General features: G+C 70.6%; 19 protein-coding genes. 10 read left to right on the top strand and 9 right to left on the bottom strand.

Annotated elements, in window-relative coordinates:
• Window position 1: 1 nt before the first annotated feature.
• Together ACH4SP_RS06320 and ACH4SP_RS06315 are read right to left on the bottom strand one after the other, a co-directional pair.
• Entirely contained in the window at window positions 2-505 is a 504-nt protein-coding gene (locus tag ACH4SP_RS06320; protein ID WP_398410210.1) for a lamin tail domain-containing protein, read from the bottom strand.
• A gap of 83 nt (window positions 506-588) precedes the next feature.
• Entirely contained in the window at window positions 589-1,044 is a 456-nt protein-coding gene (locus ACH4SP_RS06315) for an ATP-binding protein (RefSeq protein ID WP_398410207.1), read from the bottom strand.
• A gap of 159 nt (window positions 1,045-1,203) precedes the next feature.
• Between ACH4SP_RS06315 and ACH4SP_RS06310 the strand changes: the two genes are divergently transcribed.
• Together ACH4SP_RS06310 and ACH4SP_RS06305 are read left to right on the top strand one after the other, a co-directional pair.
• Complete coding sequence (locus ACH4SP_RS06310) at window positions 1,204-2,049, top strand: Scr1 family TA system antitoxin-like transcriptional regulator (RefSeq protein WP_398410202.1); 846 nt, start codon at window positions 1,204-1,206, stop codon at window positions 2,047-2,049.
• Window positions 2,046-2,294: a DUF397 domain-containing protein gene (locus ACH4SP_RS06305; RefSeq protein ID WP_398410199.1), complete on the top strand. Its 249-nt coding sequence runs from the start codon at window positions 2,046-2,048 to the stop codon at window positions 2,292-2,294. The genes ACH4SP_RS06310 and ACH4SP_RS06305 overlap by 4 nt, the downstream gene beginning before the upstream one ends.
• A 12-nt stretch (window positions 2,295-2,306) precedes the next feature.
• Here ACH4SP_RS06305 and ACH4SP_RS06300 read toward each other — a convergent pair whose 3' ends face one another.
• Window positions 2,307-6,935 (bottom strand): hypothetical protein, encoded by a 4,629-nt coding sequence (locus ACH4SP_RS06300; protein ID WP_398410197.1) that lies wholly within the window; start codon window positions 6,933-6,935, stop codon window positions 2,307-2,309.
• Window positions 6,936-7,125: 190 nt separating this feature from the next.
• Between ACH4SP_RS06300 and ACH4SP_RS06295 the strand changes: the two genes are divergently transcribed.
• Window positions 7,126-7,302: a hypothetical protein gene (locus ACH4SP_RS06295; protein WP_398410193.1), complete on the top strand. Its 177-nt coding sequence runs from the start codon at window positions 7,126-7,128 to the stop codon at window positions 7,300-7,302.
• Window positions 7,303-7,322: 20 nt separating this feature from the next.
• Here ACH4SP_RS06295 and ACH4SP_RS06290 read toward each other — a convergent pair whose 3' ends face one another.
• The 5 genes from ACH4SP_RS06290 to ACH4SP_RS06270 all read right to left on the bottom strand — a co-directional run bounded on the left by ACH4SP_RS06290 (window position 7,323) and on the right by ACH4SP_RS06270 (window position 11,473).
• On the bottom strand, window positions 7,323-8,243 hold the full coding sequence (locus ACH4SP_RS06290) for a biotin-dependent carboxyltransferase family protein (protein ID WP_398410189.1): 921 nt from the start codon (window positions 8,241-8,243) through the stop codon (window positions 7,323-7,325).
• Window positions 8,243-8,848: an allophanate hydrolase subunit 1 gene (locus ACH4SP_RS06285; RefSeq protein ID WP_398411765.1), complete on the bottom strand. Its 606-nt coding sequence runs from the start codon at window positions 8,846-8,848 to the stop codon at window positions 8,243-8,245. The genes ACH4SP_RS06290 and ACH4SP_RS06285 overlap by 1 nt, the downstream gene beginning before the upstream one ends.
• 95 nt (window positions 8,849-8,943) lie before the next feature.
• Window positions 8,944-9,630 carry a hypothetical protein gene (locus tag ACH4SP_RS06280; RefSeq protein WP_398410186.1) on the bottom strand — a complete coding sequence of 229 codons (687 nt, stop codon included), beginning with the start codon at window positions 9,628-9,630 and terminating at the stop codon, window positions 8,944-8,946.
• Between the two features lie 212 nt (window positions 9,631-9,842).
• Window positions 9,843-10,595, bottom strand: a complete 753-nt coding sequence (locus ACH4SP_RS06275; RefSeq protein WP_398411763.1) for a LamB/YcsF family protein — start codon at window positions 10,593-10,595, stop codon at window positions 9,843-9,845.
• Window positions 10,596-10,723: 128 nt separating this feature from the next.
• Entirely contained in the window at window positions 10,724-11,473 is a 750-nt protein-coding gene (locus ACH4SP_RS06270; protein ID WP_398410183.1) for a GntR family transcriptional regulator, read from the bottom strand.
• Window positions 11,474-11,678: 205 nt separating this feature from the next.
• Between ACH4SP_RS06270 and ACH4SP_RS06265 the strand changes: the two genes are divergently transcribed.
• The 7 genes from ACH4SP_RS06265 to ACH4SP_RS06235 all read left to right on the top strand — a co-directional run bounded on the left by ACH4SP_RS06265 (window position 11,679) and on the right by ACH4SP_RS06235 (window position 19,951).
• Window positions 11,679-12,401 (top strand): DUF969 domain-containing protein, encoded by a 723-nt coding sequence (locus ACH4SP_RS06265; RefSeq protein WP_398410179.1) that lies wholly within the window; start codon window positions 11,679-11,681, stop codon window positions 12,399-12,401.
• Window positions 12,398-13,366 carry a DUF979 domain-containing protein gene (locus ACH4SP_RS06260; protein WP_398410176.1) on the top strand — a complete coding sequence of 323 codons (969 nt, stop codon included), beginning with the start codon at window positions 12,398-12,400 and terminating at the stop codon, window positions 13,364-13,366. The genes ACH4SP_RS06265 and ACH4SP_RS06260 overlap by 4 nt, the downstream gene beginning before the upstream one ends.
• Window positions 13,367-13,393: 27 nt before the next feature.
• Complete coding sequence (gene pcp / locus ACH4SP_RS06255; RefSeq protein ID WP_398410172.1) at window positions 13,394-14,047, top strand: pyroglutamyl-peptidase I; 654 nt, start codon at window positions 13,394-13,396, stop codon at window positions 14,045-14,047.
• The gene (locus ACH4SP_RS06250) at window positions 14,044-15,042 is read left to right on the top strand and encodes a DUF2891 domain-containing protein (protein WP_398410170.1); all 999 of its coding nucleotides are present in this window, start codon (window positions 14,044-14,046) and stop codon (window positions 15,040-15,042) included. Before pcp ends, ACH4SP_RS06250 begins: the two co-directional genes overlap by 4 nt.
• Before the next feature lie 182 nt (window positions 15,043-15,224).
• On the top strand, window positions 15,225-16,103 hold the full coding sequence (locus ACH4SP_RS06245) for a hypothetical protein (RefSeq protein WP_398410164.1): 879 nt from the start codon (window positions 15,225-15,227) through the stop codon (window positions 16,101-16,103).
• Between the two features lie 25 nt (window positions 16,104-16,128).
• Entirely contained in the window at window positions 16,129-18,309 is a 2,181-nt protein-coding gene (locus tag ACH4SP_RS06240) for an ATP-binding protein (RefSeq protein ID WP_398410161.1), read from the top strand.
• The gene (locus ACH4SP_RS06235; RefSeq protein ID WP_398410158.1) at window positions 18,296-19,951 is read left to right on the top strand and encodes a hypothetical protein; all 1,656 of its coding nucleotides are present in this window, start codon (window positions 18,296-18,298) and stop codon (window positions 19,949-19,951) included. Before ACH4SP_RS06240 ends, ACH4SP_RS06235 begins: the two co-directional genes overlap by 14 nt.
• An 86-nt stretch (window positions 19,952-20,037) precedes the next feature.
• Here ACH4SP_RS06235 and msrB read toward each other — a convergent pair whose 3' ends face one another.
• On the bottom strand, window positions 20,038-20,445 hold the full coding sequence (gene msrB / locus ACH4SP_RS06230) for a peptide-methionine (R)-S-oxide reductase MsrB (protein ID WP_398410155.1): 408 nt from the start codon (window positions 20,443-20,445) through the stop codon (window positions 20,038-20,040).
• Between the last annotated feature and the right edge of the window lie 12 nt (window positions 20,446-20,457).

Raw genomic sequence — 20,457 nt, 5'->3', positions numbered from 1 at the left:
CTCAGTGGCAGTTCACGTTCTCGGCCTTGGTGCGCTGACCCTTGCCCTTCCAAGAGCAGGAGTCGACGCTCCTGCCCTTGGAGTTGAGCAGGGTGGCGGTCTCCTTGCCGCTGTTGTTCCAGACGTACGCGGCGCGCCCCCGGTACCGGTGGTCCCAGTACACGTTCGCCGCCGTGTTCCGCCCGCTGCCCGTCCGCAGGGTCACCGTCTTGCCCGCGCCGAGCTTCAGCGCGCGGAAGGTGTACGTCCAGCCGTTCTTGTCCCGCACCTTGTAGCCCTTGAGCTGCACGGCGGACCGGTTGGCATTGTGGATCTGGACGTACTCGGAGTTCCGGCTGGCGTTCGAGCCGTTGTCCGCGCCCGGTCCGTTGTACTGGATCCAGCCGAAGTGGACGCCCCCCTGGTGCTTCGGCGCGGCCTGCGCCGGAGCCACCGCGCACGCGAGCAGCCCGACCAGTCCGGCCGCGACCGGCACGGCCACCCGTATGCCGTTCCCACGAAGCATGTAAACCCCCCATTCACAGAATCCACATGGATGTGGACTTCAGGAGCACATGGCACCACAACTCGGCTCCTCCGGCGGCCTGTTCACCGAATGTCGATTTCAGCCCGTACCGTTTTCCCTCCGGGCTCCCGGTCCTGCACTGCCCACCGGTCGGCCAGCGCTTCGACCAGGAACAGCCCGCGCCCGGAATCCGCGCCGGTGGCGGGCGTGCGGAGGGTTCCCGGCTCCGGCGGCCGGCGCTCGCCGCATGCGTCGGAAACCTCGATTCGCAGGAGAGCGTCCGTGTCGTGATCGAGGTGTACGAGACGGATTTCGAAGCCTCTCCCTCTCACTTGGCCATGGGTCACGGCGTTCGCGGCCAGTTCCGCGACGATGTGGGCGACGGCGTCGGAGGTCTCGCTGCCGTACGGGATGCCCCACTCGTGGCACTGGTGGACCGCGAGCTGCCGGGCGAGGCGGGCGCCGCGTTCGGTCGCGCTGAGGAGTTGGGAGAACGTACGTACGGTGACCGCGCTTTGCTGGGGCGGGGGTGGCGTCATGTGCCCAATGTGGCGACGGGCAGGGGAAGTTCACCAGATCAGCGACCCGTACGCTGCGGCAGCGTACGGGTGCGCACCGTAGACACGACTAGTAACAGGCCGTAACGATGGGCGTGTTGGTGGTGCGCGGGGTGCGGATCGGTGCGAGAGGTGACCGGGATGACGTACGACACGGACGGTGCGGCGGGCAATGGGAACGAGCCGGAGACCACGGACAGCCTCAAGGCGTTCGGCGAGGTCGTCAAGGCCTTCCGGAAACGGGCCAACCTGACGCAGGAGGAGTTCGCCCACCGGATCGGGTACTCGCTGCCGACGGTCGCTTCGATCGAGCAGGGGCGGCGGTTCCCGTCGGCGTCGTTCGTGGAGCGGGCGGAGGAGGTGCTGGATGCGTTCGGGGTGATCAGGGGAGCGGCGAAGCACCTTTCGCGGAGGCCGGGGCTGGCGAAGTGGTTCAGGCAGTGGGCCAAGCTGGAGGCCGAGGCAGTCAGCCTCGATACGTACGAGTGCCGACTCGTACCGGGCTTGTTGCAGTCGGAAGCGTACGCACGCGCGGTGTTCACGGAGAGCGTGCCCCCGTTGGCAGACGGCCAGCTCGAAGATCAGCTCACTGCGCGTATGGACCGCCAACACCTTCTCCGGGCGCGTCCCAACGTGCCGTTCAGCTTCATCCTCGAAGAGTCGATCCTCCTGCGGAACCTCGGTGGCGACGCAGTCACCCGGGACCTGGTCGACCACATGCTCTCTGCCGCCCAGCTCCGGAACGTAGAGCTACAGATCATGACCCTGGAACGGGCCAACCATGCGGGCCTGGACGGCCCGATGAGGTTGCTGGAGACACCCGATCACAGGTGGCTCGGCTACTCCGAAGGCCAGCAGTCGGGACAGCTAATCACCGACCCGAAACACGTCAGCATCATGCTCCAACGGTATGCAAAACTGCGTTCACAGGCTCTCACTCACGCAGACTCCGTGGGCCTGCTGGAGCGAATGCGAGGAGCGCTATGAGTACAACCCCCGAGTTGTCCTGGTTCAAGAGCAGTTACAGCGGCACGCAGGGCGACGACTGCGTCGAAGTCGCCCTCTCCTGGCACAAGTCCACCTACAGCAGCGGTGGCGACGGCGACTGCGTCGAAGTAGCCACCTGCCCCACCACCGTCCACGTCCGCGACTCCAAGCTCGCCGACAGCCCCGAGCTCGCCCTCTCACCTGCCGCCTGGACCGACTTCCTCACGCACGCCACACACGTCTGAGCCGCACGGCAGCTATTTCTCCACGAACGGAACCTCACTGAGGGACTCGCGAATCGACTGCCTCAGCGCTTCCAGGTCGAACCCCAGGTCGGCCAGGCAGTCGATCACCTCGGCGGGTTCGGCACCCGAGCGATCAACGAGTTCCAGGTAGGTCTGGACAGGGGTTCCGACGAGACGCCGGAGCACGCACGTCCTGTACTCCGGCCCCTGCACCCGGATCGCGAGCAGACTCCTGGCCAGGGCGCCGGTTTCGACCGGAAACTCGGCCGATGTCGACATGCCCCACTTCGCGAGGCGCGTCACCAGTTGCTCGGGCGGCAGGCCGACCTCGTCTGCCACCTCGATCAGGTGGAGCTTGGAAACGGGCTCCTCGCCGTCCAGCCAGGGGGACGATCCGTCGATGTTCTTGCTGAGCAGCCGCAGGTCCACTTCGTCGGCCTGTTCCTCATCAGGGCAGAAGCCCTCGGGAATCCGGTATCCGCAACGCCGCAGAATCTCGACCACGTCAGCAGGCGAGACACCAAAGGCCCCCGCCGCGTGCAACACATGCCCCGGTGACGCAGGACCTTCCTGGGAACTCCAGGGAGAGTATCCGTCAAGGCACGCACCGACGATCCGAATGTCGTCCTCACTGGCCCGCCCCTCACCAAAGACGACTCCCCTGGGCGGGCAGAGATCGCAACGCTCCAGAACCTCAGCCACTTGCCGGAGCGGGAGACCGAACTGCGCGGAGGCATGCATCACGCTGATGGGCGACACGGATCCCTCGGACGACATCCACCCATAATCACCGTCGAAGTGTGCACTGGCCACCTCCAGGTCCTCCGCGCCAATTCGCCGTGTGTCTCCGGCAATGCGCATCCCGTACGCGAGAACACGGGACTCCACCTGCGCCAGGGGAAGGCAGGCGTCTGCTGCGGCTCTCACCACGGAGAAGGCCGAAACCGTCGAACCAGGCAGGAGACGCTCCCAATGGGAGAAGGCGCCCAGAATCCGATGGTCGTCCTCCTCGATGCTCTCGGGCACCTGCGGCAGTACCCGCACACCCAGAGAATCCAGCTGATCCCTTGCCTCACGGGACCCCAGACCGAACCTGGCAGAAAATTTCCCGATCTCCCTGGGGCCCAGCATTCCTCCGAAATTCCACATCACCGCCAATTCTCTGTACAGATCTCCGGCGAATTCCAGGGCCTCCCACTGCTCTTCCGAAGGACTCTGCTTACCATCCAATTCCAGGCCGTACTCACGGAGCTCCGCGACGACCTGGGAGGCCGAGAGGGACGCTTCACCGGCAGCCGTAAATACATAGGAAAGAGGAACCGGGCGATCCGCTGCCAACCAGTCGGAATCGAATCCGCTTGAGTTGCCGAGAAGACTCAACGCCTGCTCACTGGGATACGCAGGGAATCGTTCGACATCCGGAACGTCGAAGCCGAACGCGTCGAGGCGCCGGATGATCTCCCGGACGCTGATGTTGAAAGTGAAGTACGCCTTCACCACAAACCCTGGTGGCACCGCCTCACTCACCTGGAGCCCTCGGGTATAGGGGTACTCAAGGCCTGACTCCATCCTCATCAACGCGAGATCCAGCTCGTCACCCATCACTCCGCACCGAACAGCAGGGAGGTCAGAAATTCCGAGTACCCTCGCACGAGCAACGGTGTCCGCATATGACGTGCCGCGTTTCAGTGCCGCTTCGAGAAGCCTGTCCGGTTCACCGAGAGAACGGTACCAGCCCTTAATACTCCCAATTTCGTTCTCCTCGGAAAGAATGACCCTGTCCGAGGGAAGCGCCGGAACGACCTCCCCGAGGTTCAGGGTCTCGGGAACCAATTCCCCCAAGGCGTCCAGTTTCCAACTGGGCCCGTGGGAAATCAATCGCCACAACAATACGTCTTCGGGGATACCGACGCCGTGGCGACCGTCCATGTCCTCCATGCCTCCGGACAGGATGCGCCGGTCCACCAAGAAGAAACCTGATCGCGCGATACGTGCAATGACCGGGCAATCTGAATTTCGATATTCGGCCACCGCTCTCTCGGTGATGAGATCGCCCACGCGCAGACTTGTGCGGGAAACATACGTGAGCCATTTATCGCTGACCCGGGACTCCCCGGCGTCGTCCCGCCATTCCAGGAGCGTCGGCAACGCTCCACGGATCAGCTCTTCCACCCGCTCACAGATGTCCTCGTCGAGGATCTCCGTACGGTCCACGGAGAGCCGTTCCGGTCGGTGTCCTCCGACCAGGTTGACCACCACACCACACAGCGTGCCCCCACTCTCCAGGCTCGCCAGCACCCCGCGCCGCACCCGAGGCCGGGTCGGGATGCCGTCCACCAGCAGCCCTCCCCCGCGCTCGCACCACACCACCTGGGCCCCCGTCCCTCCGGCGTCGCCCTCCCAGGGGATCTGCCATCCCTGGGCATCGAGGCCGAGCGAGTCGGAGACCAGGTCCCGCCGCTCCTCCAGCACTCCGGGCCGCCAAGTCCGCTTCTGCGTACCGTGTCTGGCCACCGTCTCGAACTCCGCGATGCCCAGCAGCCGCCGCAACTCCGCCACGCAGGACGGCGCGTCGGCCCCCTCGCGCAAGTACAGCCGCACGGTCGTACCGATCTTGCCGGGAGCGCCGGTGTCCCGGATGCGGAAGAAGGTGTTCGGGCCGCTGATGAAGGCGACGAGTTCGTTTCCGGGCACGGAGCCGTGGCCCATCCGGCAGGTGGTGACCCGGATCGCGTCCGCCAGCATGAAGTAGCTCAGGACGCCGATCCCGAACCGGCTGTTCGGATAGAAGGCGATCCCGTGCCGCTTCCACTCGGCGAACTCTTGGTGGAAGTTGGCCCCGTCGGTGAACCGCACGCCGGCCTGCGCGAAGATTCCGGAGAGTTCGGCCTCGCCCATGCCGATGCCGTCGTCCGTGCACTCCAGGTACGAGCGGCCGTTCCCGTCCACCCCCTGGTCGAACTCGATGCGGCCCCGATAGCCCGAAGTCCGGTCGGTGGCGCCCCGGTTGAACTCCTGAACGTGCAGCTCCTCGCGCGCCCTGCGGTAGCGGCACGCGTCGAGGGCGTTCTGGTACATCTCCCGGACGGCCAGGGCGCGGTCCTGGTAGAGGCTCTCTCCCATGAGGAGTTCCTGGACCCGTTCCTCGTCGAGCCGGAACCGGACGGTCGCCCCTGCGGAGACACGTCGGCCGTTCTCGTCCACCTCCCAGACCCCGTCCGCCGTCGCGTAGGGAGGGAGGGGAGTCAGCCCCTCGGTCCGGCGGGCCAGACGCAGCAACAGGTCGACTCTCGTGCAGTGTTCGGCCAACGCGTCGGCGACGGCGGGGTGGTGGCACCTCGCGGACAGCTGCATGCCGTCGCCCCGTGCGATGGGCTGCCACCGGGCCGCCGCCACGTCGTCCGCGAGGCGGGCGAGGTCGACGGGGTCCGGGATGCCGAGGTGTTTGACGATGGTGAAGGGCAGCGCGGTCAGCTCCACCGCGCGGGCGTGGGCGACCGCGAGGACCAGGCCGACCAGCCGTTCCCGTACGGCCTGGTGCTCGTACCCGCGCAGCGGCGGGTAGTAGTCGTCGCCCCATACGAACGCGCCACGGCCCGTGCCGCACAGGTCGTGCGGGGGGACGCTCACGCCGGTGAGCAGCCGGGCGAGGGGTTCGCGCTCCAGGACCGCCCAGATGTCGTCCCTGCTGTTGCCACCGACGGCCGCCGCGTCGAGCACCGCGTCCGTGGTCACCCGGCGGCGGCCGGCCCACTGGTGGAACAGCCACCAGGAGATGTGCCGTTGCCCCTCCCCCGCGTTCCCCGCGTCCTGCGCGCCCTTCCCGTCCTGCGCGTCCTGGCGTCCGATCCCGTTCGCCCGCCGGACGATCCGCTCGTGCGACCTGAGGAAGGTCTCGTAACCGCGCCGGTCCTGTCCCGGGTCGTCGGACTGTGCGAGGTCGGTGGCCCCGACACCGGCCAACTCGGCGGCGCCACTGGCCCGTTGAGTCTGATACAGGAAGGGCAGCAGGGCCAGCAGGGCGGCCTCGGGCGGTGAAAGGGCCAGCTGGGAAAGCTCGTTGACCAGCATTCCGCTGAGCTGTTCGGCGATGCGGACGGCCAGGCCCTCGTCGAGCCAGGGGTCTCCGTCCAGGGCGCGGTGATCCTCCCGCCTCCGGCGCGCCAGCGCTCGTACGGTCTGCTCGGCCTGCTCCTTGAGGGCCTCGGTGACCTCGCCGGTCCCGCACCGGGACCAGGCCACGCAGTCCGCGACGGCGGTCGCCCACTCGTCCTCGGCGGTCGTCCCCGGCTCGTGCGGGATCTTGGGGTGCTCTTCGCGAACGCCTGCCGCCCGTGCGTTCCGGTGGAGGACCCGCCACTGTTCCCAGTCGGTCAGAGGGAGGTGCGGGCCGACGGCCTGCCCGTACTTGGCCCGCAGCAGCCGTTCGTACGCCTGGATGAGCAGCTTGAGCTGGTCGGCGTTCCTCGGCACGGTCTGCCGTTTCAGCCACCCCTCCAGGGTGGCGTCCGGCAGGTCGGTCGCCCGCCGGGGCGGGAAGGCGCTGCGCAGCCGATGGGCGGCAGGCTCACCTGCCCTCCGGTGCAACTCGCCCAGCCTGTCGAAGAATTCGTCCCGCGCCTGCGTCTGTGCCTGTGCCACCCCGCGCCAGCCCTCCGCCGTGCCCGACCGCCCGAGTCGGGCCGACTCGGGCGACTCGGCATGTGGATGCTAGCGCTCTGGCCAGGGGGAAAGCAGGGGATCGGCGGAGTCGGCCCGGTACGGGACGGGCCGGCCGACAGACGGTCGTCCGGTCGCGTCGTTCCGGCGCGGCCCGGACCCTGGAGGCCTCATGGACCCCCTGCTCGTTCTCTTCCTCTCTCTCGGTGCCGTGCTCACCGTGCTGATCGTCGCCGCCGCCGGTGTGCTCGTCGTCCGCTTCGCCCTGCGCGACGCGAAGTCTCAGGACCGGGCGGGGATCCTCACCGCTGCGGCGGAAGTGGTCCGCGCCTTCCGGGGAAGGCGGTGACGCTGCTTGCGGCGGGAGCGTCAGCGGGAGCGGCCCGCGCCCCGTACCGCGAACCGGATCGGCGTGCCCGGTACCGCCTGGGCCGCCGCCGGAAGGTGCTCTTCGGGGACCACGCCGATCACCGGGTAGCCGCCGGTCACCGGGTGGTCGGCGAGGAAGACCACCGGGAGCCCGTCCGGGGGAACCTGGACCGCCCCCAACACCATTCCCTCGCTGGGGAGTTCGTCGTTCTTCGTACGGGCGAGGGCCGGGCCCTCGGTACGCAGGCCGATGCGGTTGGCGGCCGGGGAGACCCGGTAGCCGGGGGCGGCCAGCATGCGGACCGCCTCGGCGGTGAACCAGTCGTGGCGGGGGCCGAGCAGCAGCGGCAGTACCAACTCGGCGGGCGGGGCCTGCCAGGGCACCGTGTCCACGGCGGGCGGAGTCGGGTGCGGGGCGCCCACCGGGAGCAGGACGCCGGATGCGAGCGGGTCGGGGCCGAGGCCGGAGAGGAGGTCGGCGGAGCGGCTGCCGAGAACGGGTTCGACCGCGACGCCACCGGCGACAGCAACGTACGTACGGAGACCGGCAGTTGGGCGGCCAATGTCGAGGAGGGCGCCCGCCGGGACGCGTACCGGGGCTGCCCAGGGGACGGGCCGGCCGTCGACCCGTACCGGGCAGGGGGCACCGGTGACGGCGACCGTCACCGGTACGAGGGTGCGGAGGGAGACGCCGTCGAGGGTGGTCTCCAGGGTGGCCGCGCCACGCGGGTTGCCCACGAGGCGGTTGGCCAGCCGGTGGGCGTGCGCGTCGAGGGCTCCGGAGCGGGGAACGCCCAGGTGGGCGTGGCCGGGGCGGCCCTCGTCCTGGACGGTGGTGAGGGCTCCGGGGCGTACGACTTCGAGGGCGGGAGCGGGCGGGGCGCCGGCGGCTGCCGGGGCCTCGGAGGCTGCCACGGTCATCACGTGCGGGTCTCCTCGGTGAAGCGCACCCGGGTGCCGGGGGCGAGCAGGGCGGCCGGTTCGCGGTGGGGGTCCCACAGCACGGCGTCGGTGGTGCCGATGAGCTGCCAGCCACCGGGGGACGAGCGGGGGTAGACGCCCGCGTACTCGCCCGCGAGGGCCACCGATCCGGCGGGTACGGCGGTGCGCGGGGTGGCGCGGCGGGGCAGGTGGAGAGCCGTCGGCAGGCCGGTGAGATAGCCGAAGCCGGGGGCGAACCCGCAGAAGGCGACCCGGAGTTCGAGCCCACCGAGGGTCGCGGGGACGCGGTCGACCGGCATGCCCCAGAGGTCGGCCACGTCGGCGAGGTCGGGACCGTCGTAACGGACGGGGATCTCGATCAGCGGCCCCTCGTCGGCGGTGAGCGGCGGAATGCACCAGGTACGGAGGTCGGCGGCGAAGGCCTGCGGGTCGGCGAGCCCGTCGAGGAGAACGGTCCTTGCGGCGGGGACGATGTCGCGGACGGCGGGCAGCGCGTCGGCGGCACGGCGCCGGAGGACCTCGGCGTGGAAGGCCTGCGCCTCGGAGAGACCGTCGAGCTCGACGAGGAGGGCGTGGGGGCCCATGGGGCGGATGTGGAGGAGGGGGGTGGTTGGGGTGGCAGGGGTGACGACGGAGGGCGGGGTGGCCGGGGCGGCGTCGGAGGGCGTACGGCTGGTGCTCATGCGAGGACCTCCTGCTGGGCGCGTGTACGTGGCAGTTGGGACCATCCGGTGACGGCGGGCTGCGCCGCGCCCGGACGCGGCAGGCCAACCCCTTCGAGCGTCGCGGGGTCCGCCGCGCCGGGACGCGACAGTTCGCCCCGTTCCCGCACTGCGGGTTCCGTCGCACCGAGACGCGGCAGTTCGCCCCGTCCGCGCGCAGCAGGGTCCGCCGCACCGGAACGCGCCAGCACGCCCCGCCTGGACAGGACGGCGTCCACCACGCCCGAACGCGGCAGTCCGACCCCTCCGAACAGCCCGGGGTCCACCGCACCGGAACGCGGCAGTTCGACCCATCCGCGCGCGGCAGGGTCCGCCGCACCGGAACTCGCCAGCACGCCCCGCCTGGACAGGACGGCGTCCACCACGCCTGGACGCGGCAGTCCGACCCCTCCGAACAGCCCGGGGTCCGCCGCACCGGAACGCGGCAGTTCGCCCCATCCGCGCGCAGCAGGGTCCGCCGCACCGGAACGCGGCAGTTCGGCCCGTCCGGACACGACGGGTTCCGTAGCACCCCCGGACGGGATGCGTGAGGAGACCGGTGCGGCGGCTGCCTTCGTACCACTCGCGGTCATGCGCATGTGCACGGCCGTACGCATGCCCGCGGTCATGCGCGTACGCGCGGTCATGCGCGTACGCGCGGTCATGCGCGTACGCGCGGTCGCACGCCTACTCGCGGCCGTACGCGTACCCGCGATCGCGTGCATCCCCGTGCTGACCCGAGGGCCTCCCCCGCATCGTCCGCACGCAGAGGTTCGGCCCCGCACCCGTCCGGTCGGTGCCGCCGCGGCCCGGGGGCGGTCGCAGGAGAGAGCCGCCGGGACGGCGGCAGCGCCCGTACGGGCACGCCTGCGGGTGCTCACGCGAACGCCTCCAACTTGACTCCCGCGCGCAGCAGTTGGGCCCGCACCCGGCCTGCGAGTTCCGCGGCGCCAGGAGTGTCGCCGTGCAGGCACAGCGAGCGGGCCTCGACCGGGATACGTTCGCCGGTCAGCGCGGTGACCCCGCCGCCCGTGGCCATCGCGACCGAGCGGGCGACCACCTCGTCCGGGTCGTGGATCACCGCACCGGGCTCGCGCCGGGACACGAGGGTGCCGTGCACGGTGTAGGCGCGGTCGGCGAACGCCTCGGGAATGGGGACGAGTTGGGCGCTCTCGGCCTCCGCGAGGAGTTCCGAGCCGGGGAGGCCGAGGACGGGCAGGTCACCGCCCGCCATCCGTACCCCGGCGACGACGGCCGCTGCCTGCTCCGCGTCGTCGACGGTGCGGTTGTAGAGCGCGCCGTGCGGCTTCACGTAGGCGACGCGGGAGCCCGCCGCTCGGGCGAAGACCTCCAACGCGCCGATCTGGTACGCGACTTCGGCGGCCAGCTCGTCGGGGGGCACGTCCATCGCGCGCCGCCCGAAGCCCGCCAGGTCGCGGTACGAGACCTGGGCGCCGATCCGTACCCCGCGCTCGGCGGCCAGCTCGCACACCCGGCGCATCGTCACGGGGTCGCCCGCGTGGAAGCCGCAGGCGACGTTGGCGCTGGTGACGACGGACAGCAGTGCCTCGTCGTCGGTGAGCGTCCAGCGGCCGAAGCCTTCGCCGAGGTCGGCGTTGAGGTCGATCACCCCGGCCGCCTCGTCCACCCCGGCCGTCTCGTCCACCCTGGCCGCCTCGTCCACCTCGGCCGCCTTGCCCACCTCGGCCGCCTCCGCCGTCTCGGGCGTGCGGGCCGCTGCTACCGATGCTGCTGCGGTCATGCTCGTACCTCCGCTTGGGTGTTGAGTGTGTCGAGGATCAGTTGCCGCGAGTCGGCGAGATAGCTCTTCAACTCGGCTTCTGCCGCGCCGAGTTCCCCGCTCCGGACGAGGTCGGCGATGACCCGGTTGCGGCCCACGAAGGGTTCGTGGAGGTGGGCCGGGGAGGGCATCGCCTGGAAGACCAGGCGGAGTTCGGCGAGGATCGCGCTCATGTAGGAGTCGGTGCGCGGGCTGCCCGCGAGGGCCGCGAGCGCGCGGTGGAAGTGGATGCCCGCGTCGGCGACGCGCGGCCAGTCGCCGGCAGCCGCCGCACGCTCGCCGTCCTCCACGGCGCGGAGCACGTCGGCGACGAGCCGCGGCGATGCCGGGCCCGCGGCACGTACCCCCGCGGTCTCCAGCGCGAACCGCACCGCGTAGATGTCGACGATGTCGGCCGGACCCGGCACGCGTACGAAGACACCCCGGTTGAACTCGTGCACCACCAGCCGCTCGTGCACCAGCAGCCGGAACGCCTCGCGCACCGTGTTGCGCGAGACCCCGTACGCCTGGGCGAGCGCCGCCTCGGGCAGCTGCTCGCCGGGCTTCAGACCGCCCTCGGCGATGCGGTCGCGCAGGGACGAGGCAACGCGCTGAGCAGTGCCGATACCGCCGTCAATACCGCTGCCTGCACCGCTGCCACCACGGCTTTCACCACGGCTTTCACCACCGCTGCCGGTGCCGGATTCCGTGCCCTCGCCAAACCTCACAGCTCCTCCTCGATTCCTCGCCGCTCCCCCGTCGACGGAGTGTCACCAGAGATCCGCATGGTGGAAACCATTGTGGGATTGTTGAGCAATACCTTACTGTCACCGGAATCCGCTAGTCCGCCACGCCACCACTCAGCTGCCTCAGCCGCACTCAGCTGGTCGTCCCGTGCGGACCGAGACCGACTGACTGGAAGGCGGGCGACGCATGATCGTCCTTCTCGGCGTCGTCGTGGTGATCGCAGGATTCGCCACCCGACGCAATCCCCTGCTGGTGGTCGGCGTCGCCGGCATAGCCACCGGCCTGCTCGGCGGCCTGTCGCCGCGCGAGGTGCTCGCCTCGTTCGGCGAGGGCTTCGCCTCCAGCCGGTCCGTGACGATCTTCGTGATCACACTGCCGGTGATCGGCCTCCTGGAGCGCTACGGGCTCCAGGAACAGGCCCGCCGCCTCATCTCCCGCTTCACCAAGCTCACCACGGGCCGCTTCCTCACCCTCTACCTCGGGCTGCGCCAGCTCACCTCGGCGCTCGGGCTCACCAGCCTCGGCGGTCCGGCCCAGACCGTACGCCCGCTGGTCGCGCCGATGGCGGAGGCCGCGGCCGAGAAGAAGTACGGTCCGCTGCCCGAGAAGTGGCGCGAGAAGGTGCGTTCGCACTCCTCGGGCTCCGACACCGTCGGCCTGTTCTTCGGCGAGGACTGCTTCCTCGCCATCGGCTCGATCCTGCTGATCACCGGCTTCGTCAACACCACGTACAACCAGCACCTCGAACCCCTTCACCTGGCCCTGTGGGCGATCCCGACCGCCGTCTGCGCCTTCTTCATCCACGGCGCACGCCTGCTGCGCCTCGACCGCCAGATGGCCCGCGAGCTCAAGGCCGTGCACGCGGCCGGCACCGCAGGCTCGGCCGACAGCAAGGAGACGGCCAAGTGATCAAGGCAGAGTGGTTCTACTGGCTCATCGGCGCGATCTTCCTGATCATGGCCGCGCAGATGTTCCTGGACCGTACGAACCCCAAGCGGTTCGGCACCGCCGCCTTCTGGGGCCTGCTCGGCGTCGGCTTCGTCTACAGCACCTGGGTGGTCGACAAGTCGGCACCCGCGGAGCCCCTCGGCGTACTCGTCCTGATCATGATCGTGCTGGCGGGCTGCGGCTTCACCGGGCGCGGCAAGGTCAGCACCACCACGCCCGAGCAGCGTGCTGCGTCCGCCGTTCGCTTCGGCAGCAAGCTCTTCATCCCGGCACTGACGATTCCGGTCGTGGCGATGCTGTGCGCGACACTGGTGAAGAAGATCCACATCGGTGGGGAGCCGATCTTCCAGGACGGCAGCGAGACCATCCTGGGGCTCGGCGTCGGCGCCCTGGTGGCGCTCGCCGTCGGGATGTTCCTGCTCCGCGAGAAGAAGATCGCCGTCCCGGTCCACGCGGGCCGCAACATGGTCGAGGCCATGGGCTGGGCCATGCTGCTGCCCCAGCTCCTCGCCGTACTCGGCTCGATCTTCCAGAAGACGGGCGTCGGCGCGCAGGTCGGAAAGATCACCGAGGCGGTGCTGCCGAGCGGCATGGTCCACGTCTCGGTCATCGTCTACTGCCTGGGCATGGCGCTCTTCACGATCATCATGGGCAACGCCTTCGCCGCGTTCCCGGTGATGACGGCGGCCATCGGCTGGCCGGTCCTGATCCAGTCGGGCGGCGGCGACCCCGCGGTCGTCCTCGCGGTCGGCATGCTGTCGGGCTTCTGCGGCACGCTGTGCACGCCGATGGCGGCCAACTTCAACCTGGTGCCGGCGGCTCTCCTCGAACTCAAGGACCAGTACGGGCCGATCAAGGCGCAGATCCCGACGGCGGGCGCGCTGCTGGTCTGCAACATCGCGGTCATCTCCCTCTTCGCCTTCTGAACCGGCCTTCGCATCCAAGGACTTCCCATGTCTCCCCTCCCCCGCGTCCTGCTCACCGGCTTCGAGCCCTTCGGCGGCGAGGACGTCAACCCGTCCTGGCAGGCGGTCTCGCTGGTACGGGACGCACCGCCCGAGGGCGTCGAGCTCCACGCCGTACGGCTCAGCTGCGTCTTCGGCCGGGCCAACGACGAACTCCGCGCCGCGGTAAGGGACTTCACCCCCGACCTGGTCCTGTGTGTGGGCCAGGCGGGCGGCCGCCCCGACCTGACCGTGGAGCGCGTCGCGGTCAACGTCGACGACGCCCGCATCCCCGACAACGCGGGCAACCAGCCCATCGACGAGCCGATCGCACCCGAAGGCCCCGCCGCGTACTTCACCCCGCTCCCCGTCAAGGCGTGCGTGGCCGCGGTGCGCGGGGCGGGCCTGCCCGCCTCGGTCTCCCAGACCGCCGGAACCTTCGTCTGCAACCACGTCTTCTACGGCCTGGCCCACCTCGCCGCCACCGAACTCCCCGCCCTGCGCGGCGGCTTCGTCCACGTCCCGTACGCCCCGGAACAGGTCACGGACCGCGCGCTCCCCTCCCTCCCCGTCCCGTCGATGGCGGACGGCCTGCGCGCGATCATCACGGCCGCACTGACGACGGAGCAGGACCTGCGCGTCGCGGAAGGAGCGACGCATTGAGCATCCGCTCTCTCGCCCCCCACGCCCGCACCTTCGCCGAGGTCGCGGCGGCCAACGTCACCCGCCCCTACCCCTACGCCCCGATGCACCTGATCGCGGGCCCGGAAGACCTGCACACCCCGCGCGAGCAGCACCCCGCGTTCTACGGGGCGTACGACTGGCACTCCTCCGTCCACATGCACTGGCTGCTCGTACGACTGCTGCGCCGGCACGCCGCCGAGATCGACGCCGCAGCCGTCACCGCCGTACTGGACGAGCATCTGACGGCAACTCACCTGGCGTCAGAAGCCGCCTACTTGACCTCCCATCCCACCTTCGAGCGCCCCTACGGCTGGGCCTGGCTGCTGCTCCTCGAAGCGGAGTGCCGCGCACTGGGCCCCTCGGGCGCCCACTGGGCCGAGGCCCTCGCGCCCGCCGCACGGGCAGTCGCCGGTCTCGTACGGAACTGGCTCCCGAAGGCCACGTACCCGGTGCGCCACGGAACGCACGCCAACAGCGCCTTCGCCCTCGGCCTGATCCTGGACAGCGGTCGCGCCGACCTGGCCGCCCCGGTGCGCTCCACCCTCGCCCGCTGGTTCGCGGACGACCACGACGCCCCGGTCCACTGGGAGCCCTCGGGCCAGGACTTCCTCTCCCCCGTCCTCGCCGAGGCCGACGCGGTACGGCGGACCATGCCCGGCGACGCCTTCGCCGGCTGGCTGGACCGCTTTCTCCCCGCGCTGGAAAGCGACTCCCCGCTCCTCGCCCCGCCCGTGGTCGCGGACCCCGCCGACCCGCAGATCGGCCACCTCATCGGGCTCTCCCTCAGCCGTGCCTACGCCCTGCGGAACATCGCCGCCGCCCTGCCCCCGGCCGACCCCCGCACCCCCCTCCTCCGTACCTCCGCCGAGGCTCACCTGACGGCGGCGCTCCCGCACACCGACTCGGGAGACTTCACGACGGACCACTGGCTGGCCACCTTCGCGGCGTTGGCACTGGCAGCGCCGGAGATCTGACGTACGATCAACTCCCTTGCACAGTAAGCCTCTTGGTATCCCACGACCGGACAGCACACGGGCCGTTGGCTGTGGGGATCAAGGGGCGCACGTGGCCTGGTGGCAGACCCGGATCGGGGGTAGGTTCGGGCGTTCGCAGGCTTCGCAGCAAAAACGCTGTGCCAACGGGGGTTGGGGTCACGATGACGCAACGCACAGCCGCACTGGGACGCTACGAGGTGCGTCTGCTCCTCTGGCTCCTGGAGCAGTGCGGCAGCCGCGCCCATGTGCCGGTGCCGACAGGTGGGTTCGCCCGGCAGCAGAACAAACCGGCGCTCGGGGTCGCCGCAGTCGTCGAGGACCTCCAGGAGCGGGGCCTGGTACGGGCCCACGAGGACGGGGAACGGCCGCCGCCCGACGCGGAGCTCACCCCCGAAGGGCTCGCGCTCGCCCTCGAACTCTCCGAAGAACTCCATGACTTGGGCACCCTGCACCGCTACGCCGAGGACGCCCTGCTCGACTGGGCGCAGGAGCAGGAGCGCACCGGGCGCCTGCCGCGCCTGAAGGAGTTCTTCGTCTCCGAACAGGTCTTCTTCCACGGCAGCCCGCTCAGCCTGGCCGACGTCGAGGGCAGCGCGCGCTTTCTGCGCGGGGCGGGTCTGCTCGTACTGAGCGGTGACAGCGTCACGGCCCGGGTGTCGCTGACCGCGGCAGGGCGGCGGTGTGCGACCGACGGCCGCGGGGTATCGGCATATCTGGCCCGTGAACCCGCCCAGGCCGGCATCCACATCGGCACCGTCCAGGGCGACTTCCACGTCACCTACGGCAACATCATGAACTTCGTCGACACGATCCACGACCGGGCCCCCGGACTCGACCTGGACGCCGAGCGACTGGACCAACTCCTGCGGGACAGCGAGGAACTGCGCCGCACCGGCGCCCTTCCTCCGCAGCCCGGCAGACAGCGCACCCTTGCCGCCCGGATCAGGGACCAACTGGCGACGGCCCCCAACTCGGCTGCGGCGCAAGGGCTGTTGCAGACCATCGGGCCCATCCTGACGAGACTGATCGGCGGCGGCTGATGGGCGCGGAGCAGGGAGGACGAGCGTGAGCAGACTGTACGGCCGGGACGTCCTGCTGCACGATCTGGTGCCGCGCCTGGTGGGCCTCGACGCCAAGGAACCGGAGCTCCTGCGGCAGGCGCACCCCGTCGACCCGCCCGCACTGCTGCTGACCGGGCCGCACGGCAGCGGTCGCACCGCGGTCCTGGACGCCCTGTTCGGCGCGTACCACGCGCGTCTGCCGGTGGCCGAGGTGAACTGCGCACGCGACGCGGGCCCCGTCCTCCGCGAGGCGATGGTGTCCAACACGTCACCGGGCGCCCACCTCCTGGCCGCGGTGGCCTGCGGGCTCTGCGCCCGGATCGACGGATACCGGCGGGTGCGGCTGCCACGCCTGTGGACCGGGCTCGCGGCCGTCTCCGCCTGGCACCGCGGCGACCAGCAGGAGCAGCGGGTCGCCCAGGCCCGGATGCGGCTGCTGCTCACCAAGTGCGGTCTGGTCCCCGGGGGTTCCCCTGCGGCGGACAGCTGGGTGCAGGACGTCAACGACCTGCTGCCGCTGGGCGACCAGGGCGAACTCACCCCGGTCGCCGACACCTGCGTGAAGCTGTTCGCCAAGCGGTATCTGAACCGGCGGGAGGTCCGCGACACAGAGGCCTTCTACGCGGACCGCCTCGGGCCCGACCGGGGCGCGCAGCCGTTGAGCGAACTGTGCCGCTCCTTCCATCTGGGGGACGACCTCCAGGAGGAGTCCGAGGCCTCGCTCGCGGCGGCGCTCCTGGCGGACCTGCGGTCCCACTACAGCGGCTGGGCACGCCTCAACCGCACCCCCAGGCCGCTGCTGCTGCTCGACGACGTGCACGCCGCACCGGGCTCCCGGCTCCTGGGACAGCTGCTGGACTGCCGGGCGGGGGATGCCCGCGATCCGCTGATCCTGGTGGCCACCGCGCGCGGCGACGCCCGGCACCGGGCCGGGCCCGATGCGGCGGTGCGCACCCTGGCGCAGGTCGCGGGCGGGGCGAGCGGCTGGCAGCGGCCGTCGGCCGGGTCCGCGTCCGCCGGGCTCATCGCCCTGCCCCTGCCGCCGCTGGAGCGCGCCGACATCGTATCGATGCTGATGTCCGCCGACCCGCCCCCGAGGTCCGAACTGCCGCGCTCCGTACGCCGGTTCACCCAGGGTTCGCCGCTGGGGTGCGGGCTGGTCAGGGACGCCGTCGCCGCCGATCCGCGCGCCGCGTCCACGGCCGGGCACGATCTGGGGCTGCTGCAGCTGGCCGGGCAGTCGGTGACCCATCAGATCGCGGCCCAGCTCGTGCCGGACGCGCATCTGCGCCGCAATCTGGTCCTGTTCTCGGTGGCCCGGGACGGCGCCGCGGCGCGCGCCCTGGCGGACCGCTATCTCGGCTCCGACGCCGAGCGCGCGGCGGTCGAGACCGTCTACGGCTATCTGCGGTCGGAGTACGGGGCGCCGGTGCCGCGGCCGTTCGTCGCCGACCCGTTCCTGCGGGCCGTGCTCGTCCAGGAACTGCGCCGCCGCAAACCGGAGTCCACGCATCCGCCGCAGACCTGGTCCGGCATCCACGCCCTGCTGAACCAGCACCACGTGAACGCGGGGCAGCGCACCCAGGCCCTGCACCATGCGCTCGCGGGCGACCACGCCGAGCAGGTGGCGCTGCGGCTGGCGGAGCTGTTCCGGCCGCCCGCCTCCGCGCAGGAGTGGCTGCGCACCCTGTGGCAGGTGGCGTCCGCCCCGCATCCGCCGCGCGCCGACTGGGCGGGCGGGTGCCTGTCCGTCGCCACGGGGACGCCCGGCACGGAGCTCGCCGGGGACTCCGTACAGCGCTCCGTACACCGGCTGCTGCATGCGGTGTGGCTGGCCGCCGACCCGCTGACCGCACCGGACGAGACGCTGTGCGGGCGGATCAAGTGGGAGCTCGAACTCCTGTCGGCGCGGCACTCCACGGGCGCGGGCACGCTGTACGACGCGGCCCAGGAGTGGCACGACGAACTGCGTGAGCTGCGCACCCCGCCCTCCGCCGAACCTGCCGTCGGCGCAGCGCCGACTCCGGGTGCCGCGCCGGGTGCCGCGCCGGGTCCCGCTCCGGGCGCCGCACCGACGCCCGGCGCCGCACCTGGCCCTGACCCTGCCCCAGGCCCAGGCCCAGGCTCAAGCCCTGCCCCTGGCCCTGGCCCTGGCCCCGAAGGGAGCCGCGATGAAAGCCACTGAGTTCTTCGTCCGTCCAGCACGGGGGCTTGGCCGGCTGGTGTTCGTACGCCCCTACACCCGTCTGCGGCACCGCCCGCCCGGGACCGCCGAGAAGGTCGTGGCGGGTGTGCTGGCCCTCGTCCTCCTGGGCGTCGCGGCACTCTTCGTGGTGCCGTGGATCACCAGGGGCGACTGCGCGCAGGGCCTTGAGGAGCAGCAGGGCGAGTGCGTCGGCCTGCTGGACGCCACGGCCTCGTCGCCGTCCTTCAGACCCGGCGCCGACGGCCCCGATCCGCGCTTCTCCCGCCTGGTGACGGACGTCGCCGAGGAGAACCAGCGGGTGCGCGACGCCTGGGAGCGCCCCGCGGAGGACGCCCACAAGAAGCCCTACGTGAAGGTCGCCCTGCTGCTTCCGTTCAACGCCTCCGAGTCCGGGGCGATGACCGCCGAGCTCATCGAGCACAGCCTGGCGGGCGCCTACACCGCGCAGCTCAGGGCCAACAGCGCCCAGACCGGCGTCAATTTCCAGCTGCTGCTGGGCAACATCGGCACGCACCTCTCGCTGTGGCGCCCCGCCGTGACCAGGGCCGCGGACCTCGCGAGGGTTCAGGAGCCGAAGGACAGCGATTCGCCGCTCGTCGGTGTGATGGGCCTGCCCAACAGCGAACAGGACACGCTCGACGCGGCGAACGCCCTGAGCGCCGCGGGCATCCCGGCGGTCAGCGGCGTGCTCAGCTCCCCCGACATCCAGTCCGAGACGCTCTTCAAGACGGCCCCCAACAACCGCAACTCCGTCGCCGCCCTCGCCGAGTACCTCAAGAACAGCCCGGGAAAGAACCAGGGCTATCTCGTCTGGGACTCACGCGCCCAGGACAACTACGTCACCAACACCAAGGCGGAGCTGGAGAAACGCTTCGGCAAGGCCTACCGGCTGGACATCCGGCAGAGCTCGTACGTGGGCACCATGGGCCCCTACCAGGGCGCGCCGCACGCCGTGGCGTCCGCCGCCGAGGGCATCTGCAAGACGGGCTCGGACACGGTGTTCCTGGCGGGCCGGGACTGGGACCTGCCGTATCTGGTGGAGGCGATCGCCAAGGAACCCGAGTGCCAGGACCGCAAGGGCATGCACACCATCCGGATCCTGCGCGTCTCCACCGGGCTCACCTCGCGGATCCTCACCGACGACTCCCGCAAGCAGATGGAACAGGCGAAGGTCGTCACCCTCAACGCGGCGCCCACGGACGGCCCTTCATGGCGTGCGGGCCAGGGCGCGCCCACGCAGTTCGCACCGTTCGCCGCGGCCATGGACAAGGAGGCCGGGATCAAGGGCCCCGCCCTGGACGACGGTTACGCGATCATGCACTACGACGCGTTCCAGGTCCTGTCGGAAGCCTTCGCCGAAGCCAACGAGGGCTTCGCCGAACGCCGGCTGCCCTCCACGCACGACGTCACCAACACGATCAGAAACATGCGGATACTGCCCGGCAACAAGTGCCAGGGCTGCGTCAGGGGCGCGAGCGGGAACTTCGGCTTCACCGCGGGAAACGGCAACTGGCCCGTCTGCAAGCCCGTCCCGGTCGTCGAGTTCCCCCGCCCGAAGGGCTACCGCCCACCGGAGTCGTACCGGACGAACCAGGGGAAGGACGGGACCTGCCCCGGGTGAGAACGGACGTGCCCCGGGTGAGCCTTCGCGCACCCGGGGAATCCCGGTCCGTCCCGTCGGGATCCGTCCCGTCGGGATCCGTCCCGTCAGCCCTCGTCCGCCGCCAGCCGCAGCGAGATCGAGTTGATGCAGTACCGCTGGTCCGTCGGCGTCGGATACCCCTCGCCCTCGAAGACGTGGCCCAGGTGGGAGCCGCACTTCGCGCAGCGGACCTCGGTGCGGACCATGCCGTGCGAGCGGTCCGAGATGAGCTCGACGGCGTCGGTGTCCTTCGGGTCGTAGAAGGACGGCCAGCCGCAGTGGGACTCGAACTTGGTGTCCGAGCGGAACAGTTCGGCGTCGCAGGCGCGGCAGGAGTAGACGCCCGCCGTCTTGGTGTCGGTGTATTCGCCGACGAAGGCCGGTTCGGTGCCGGCCTGGCGGAGGACGGCGTACTCGGCCGGGCTCAGCTCAGCGCGCCACTGCTCGTCGGGCTTCTCGATGTCGTACGGCATAACAGCTGTCCC

Origin of the sequence: Streptomyces sp. NPDC021093 (genome assembly GCF_044333135.1) — a bacterium.
In the GTDB taxonomy this organism is placed as follows: domain Bacteria; phylum Actinomycetota; class Actinomycetes; order Streptomycetales; family Streptomycetaceae; genus Streptomyces.
The sequence above is the reverse complement of the archived record's forward strand: the minus strand, read 5'-3'. Positions and strand labels throughout refer to the sequence as shown.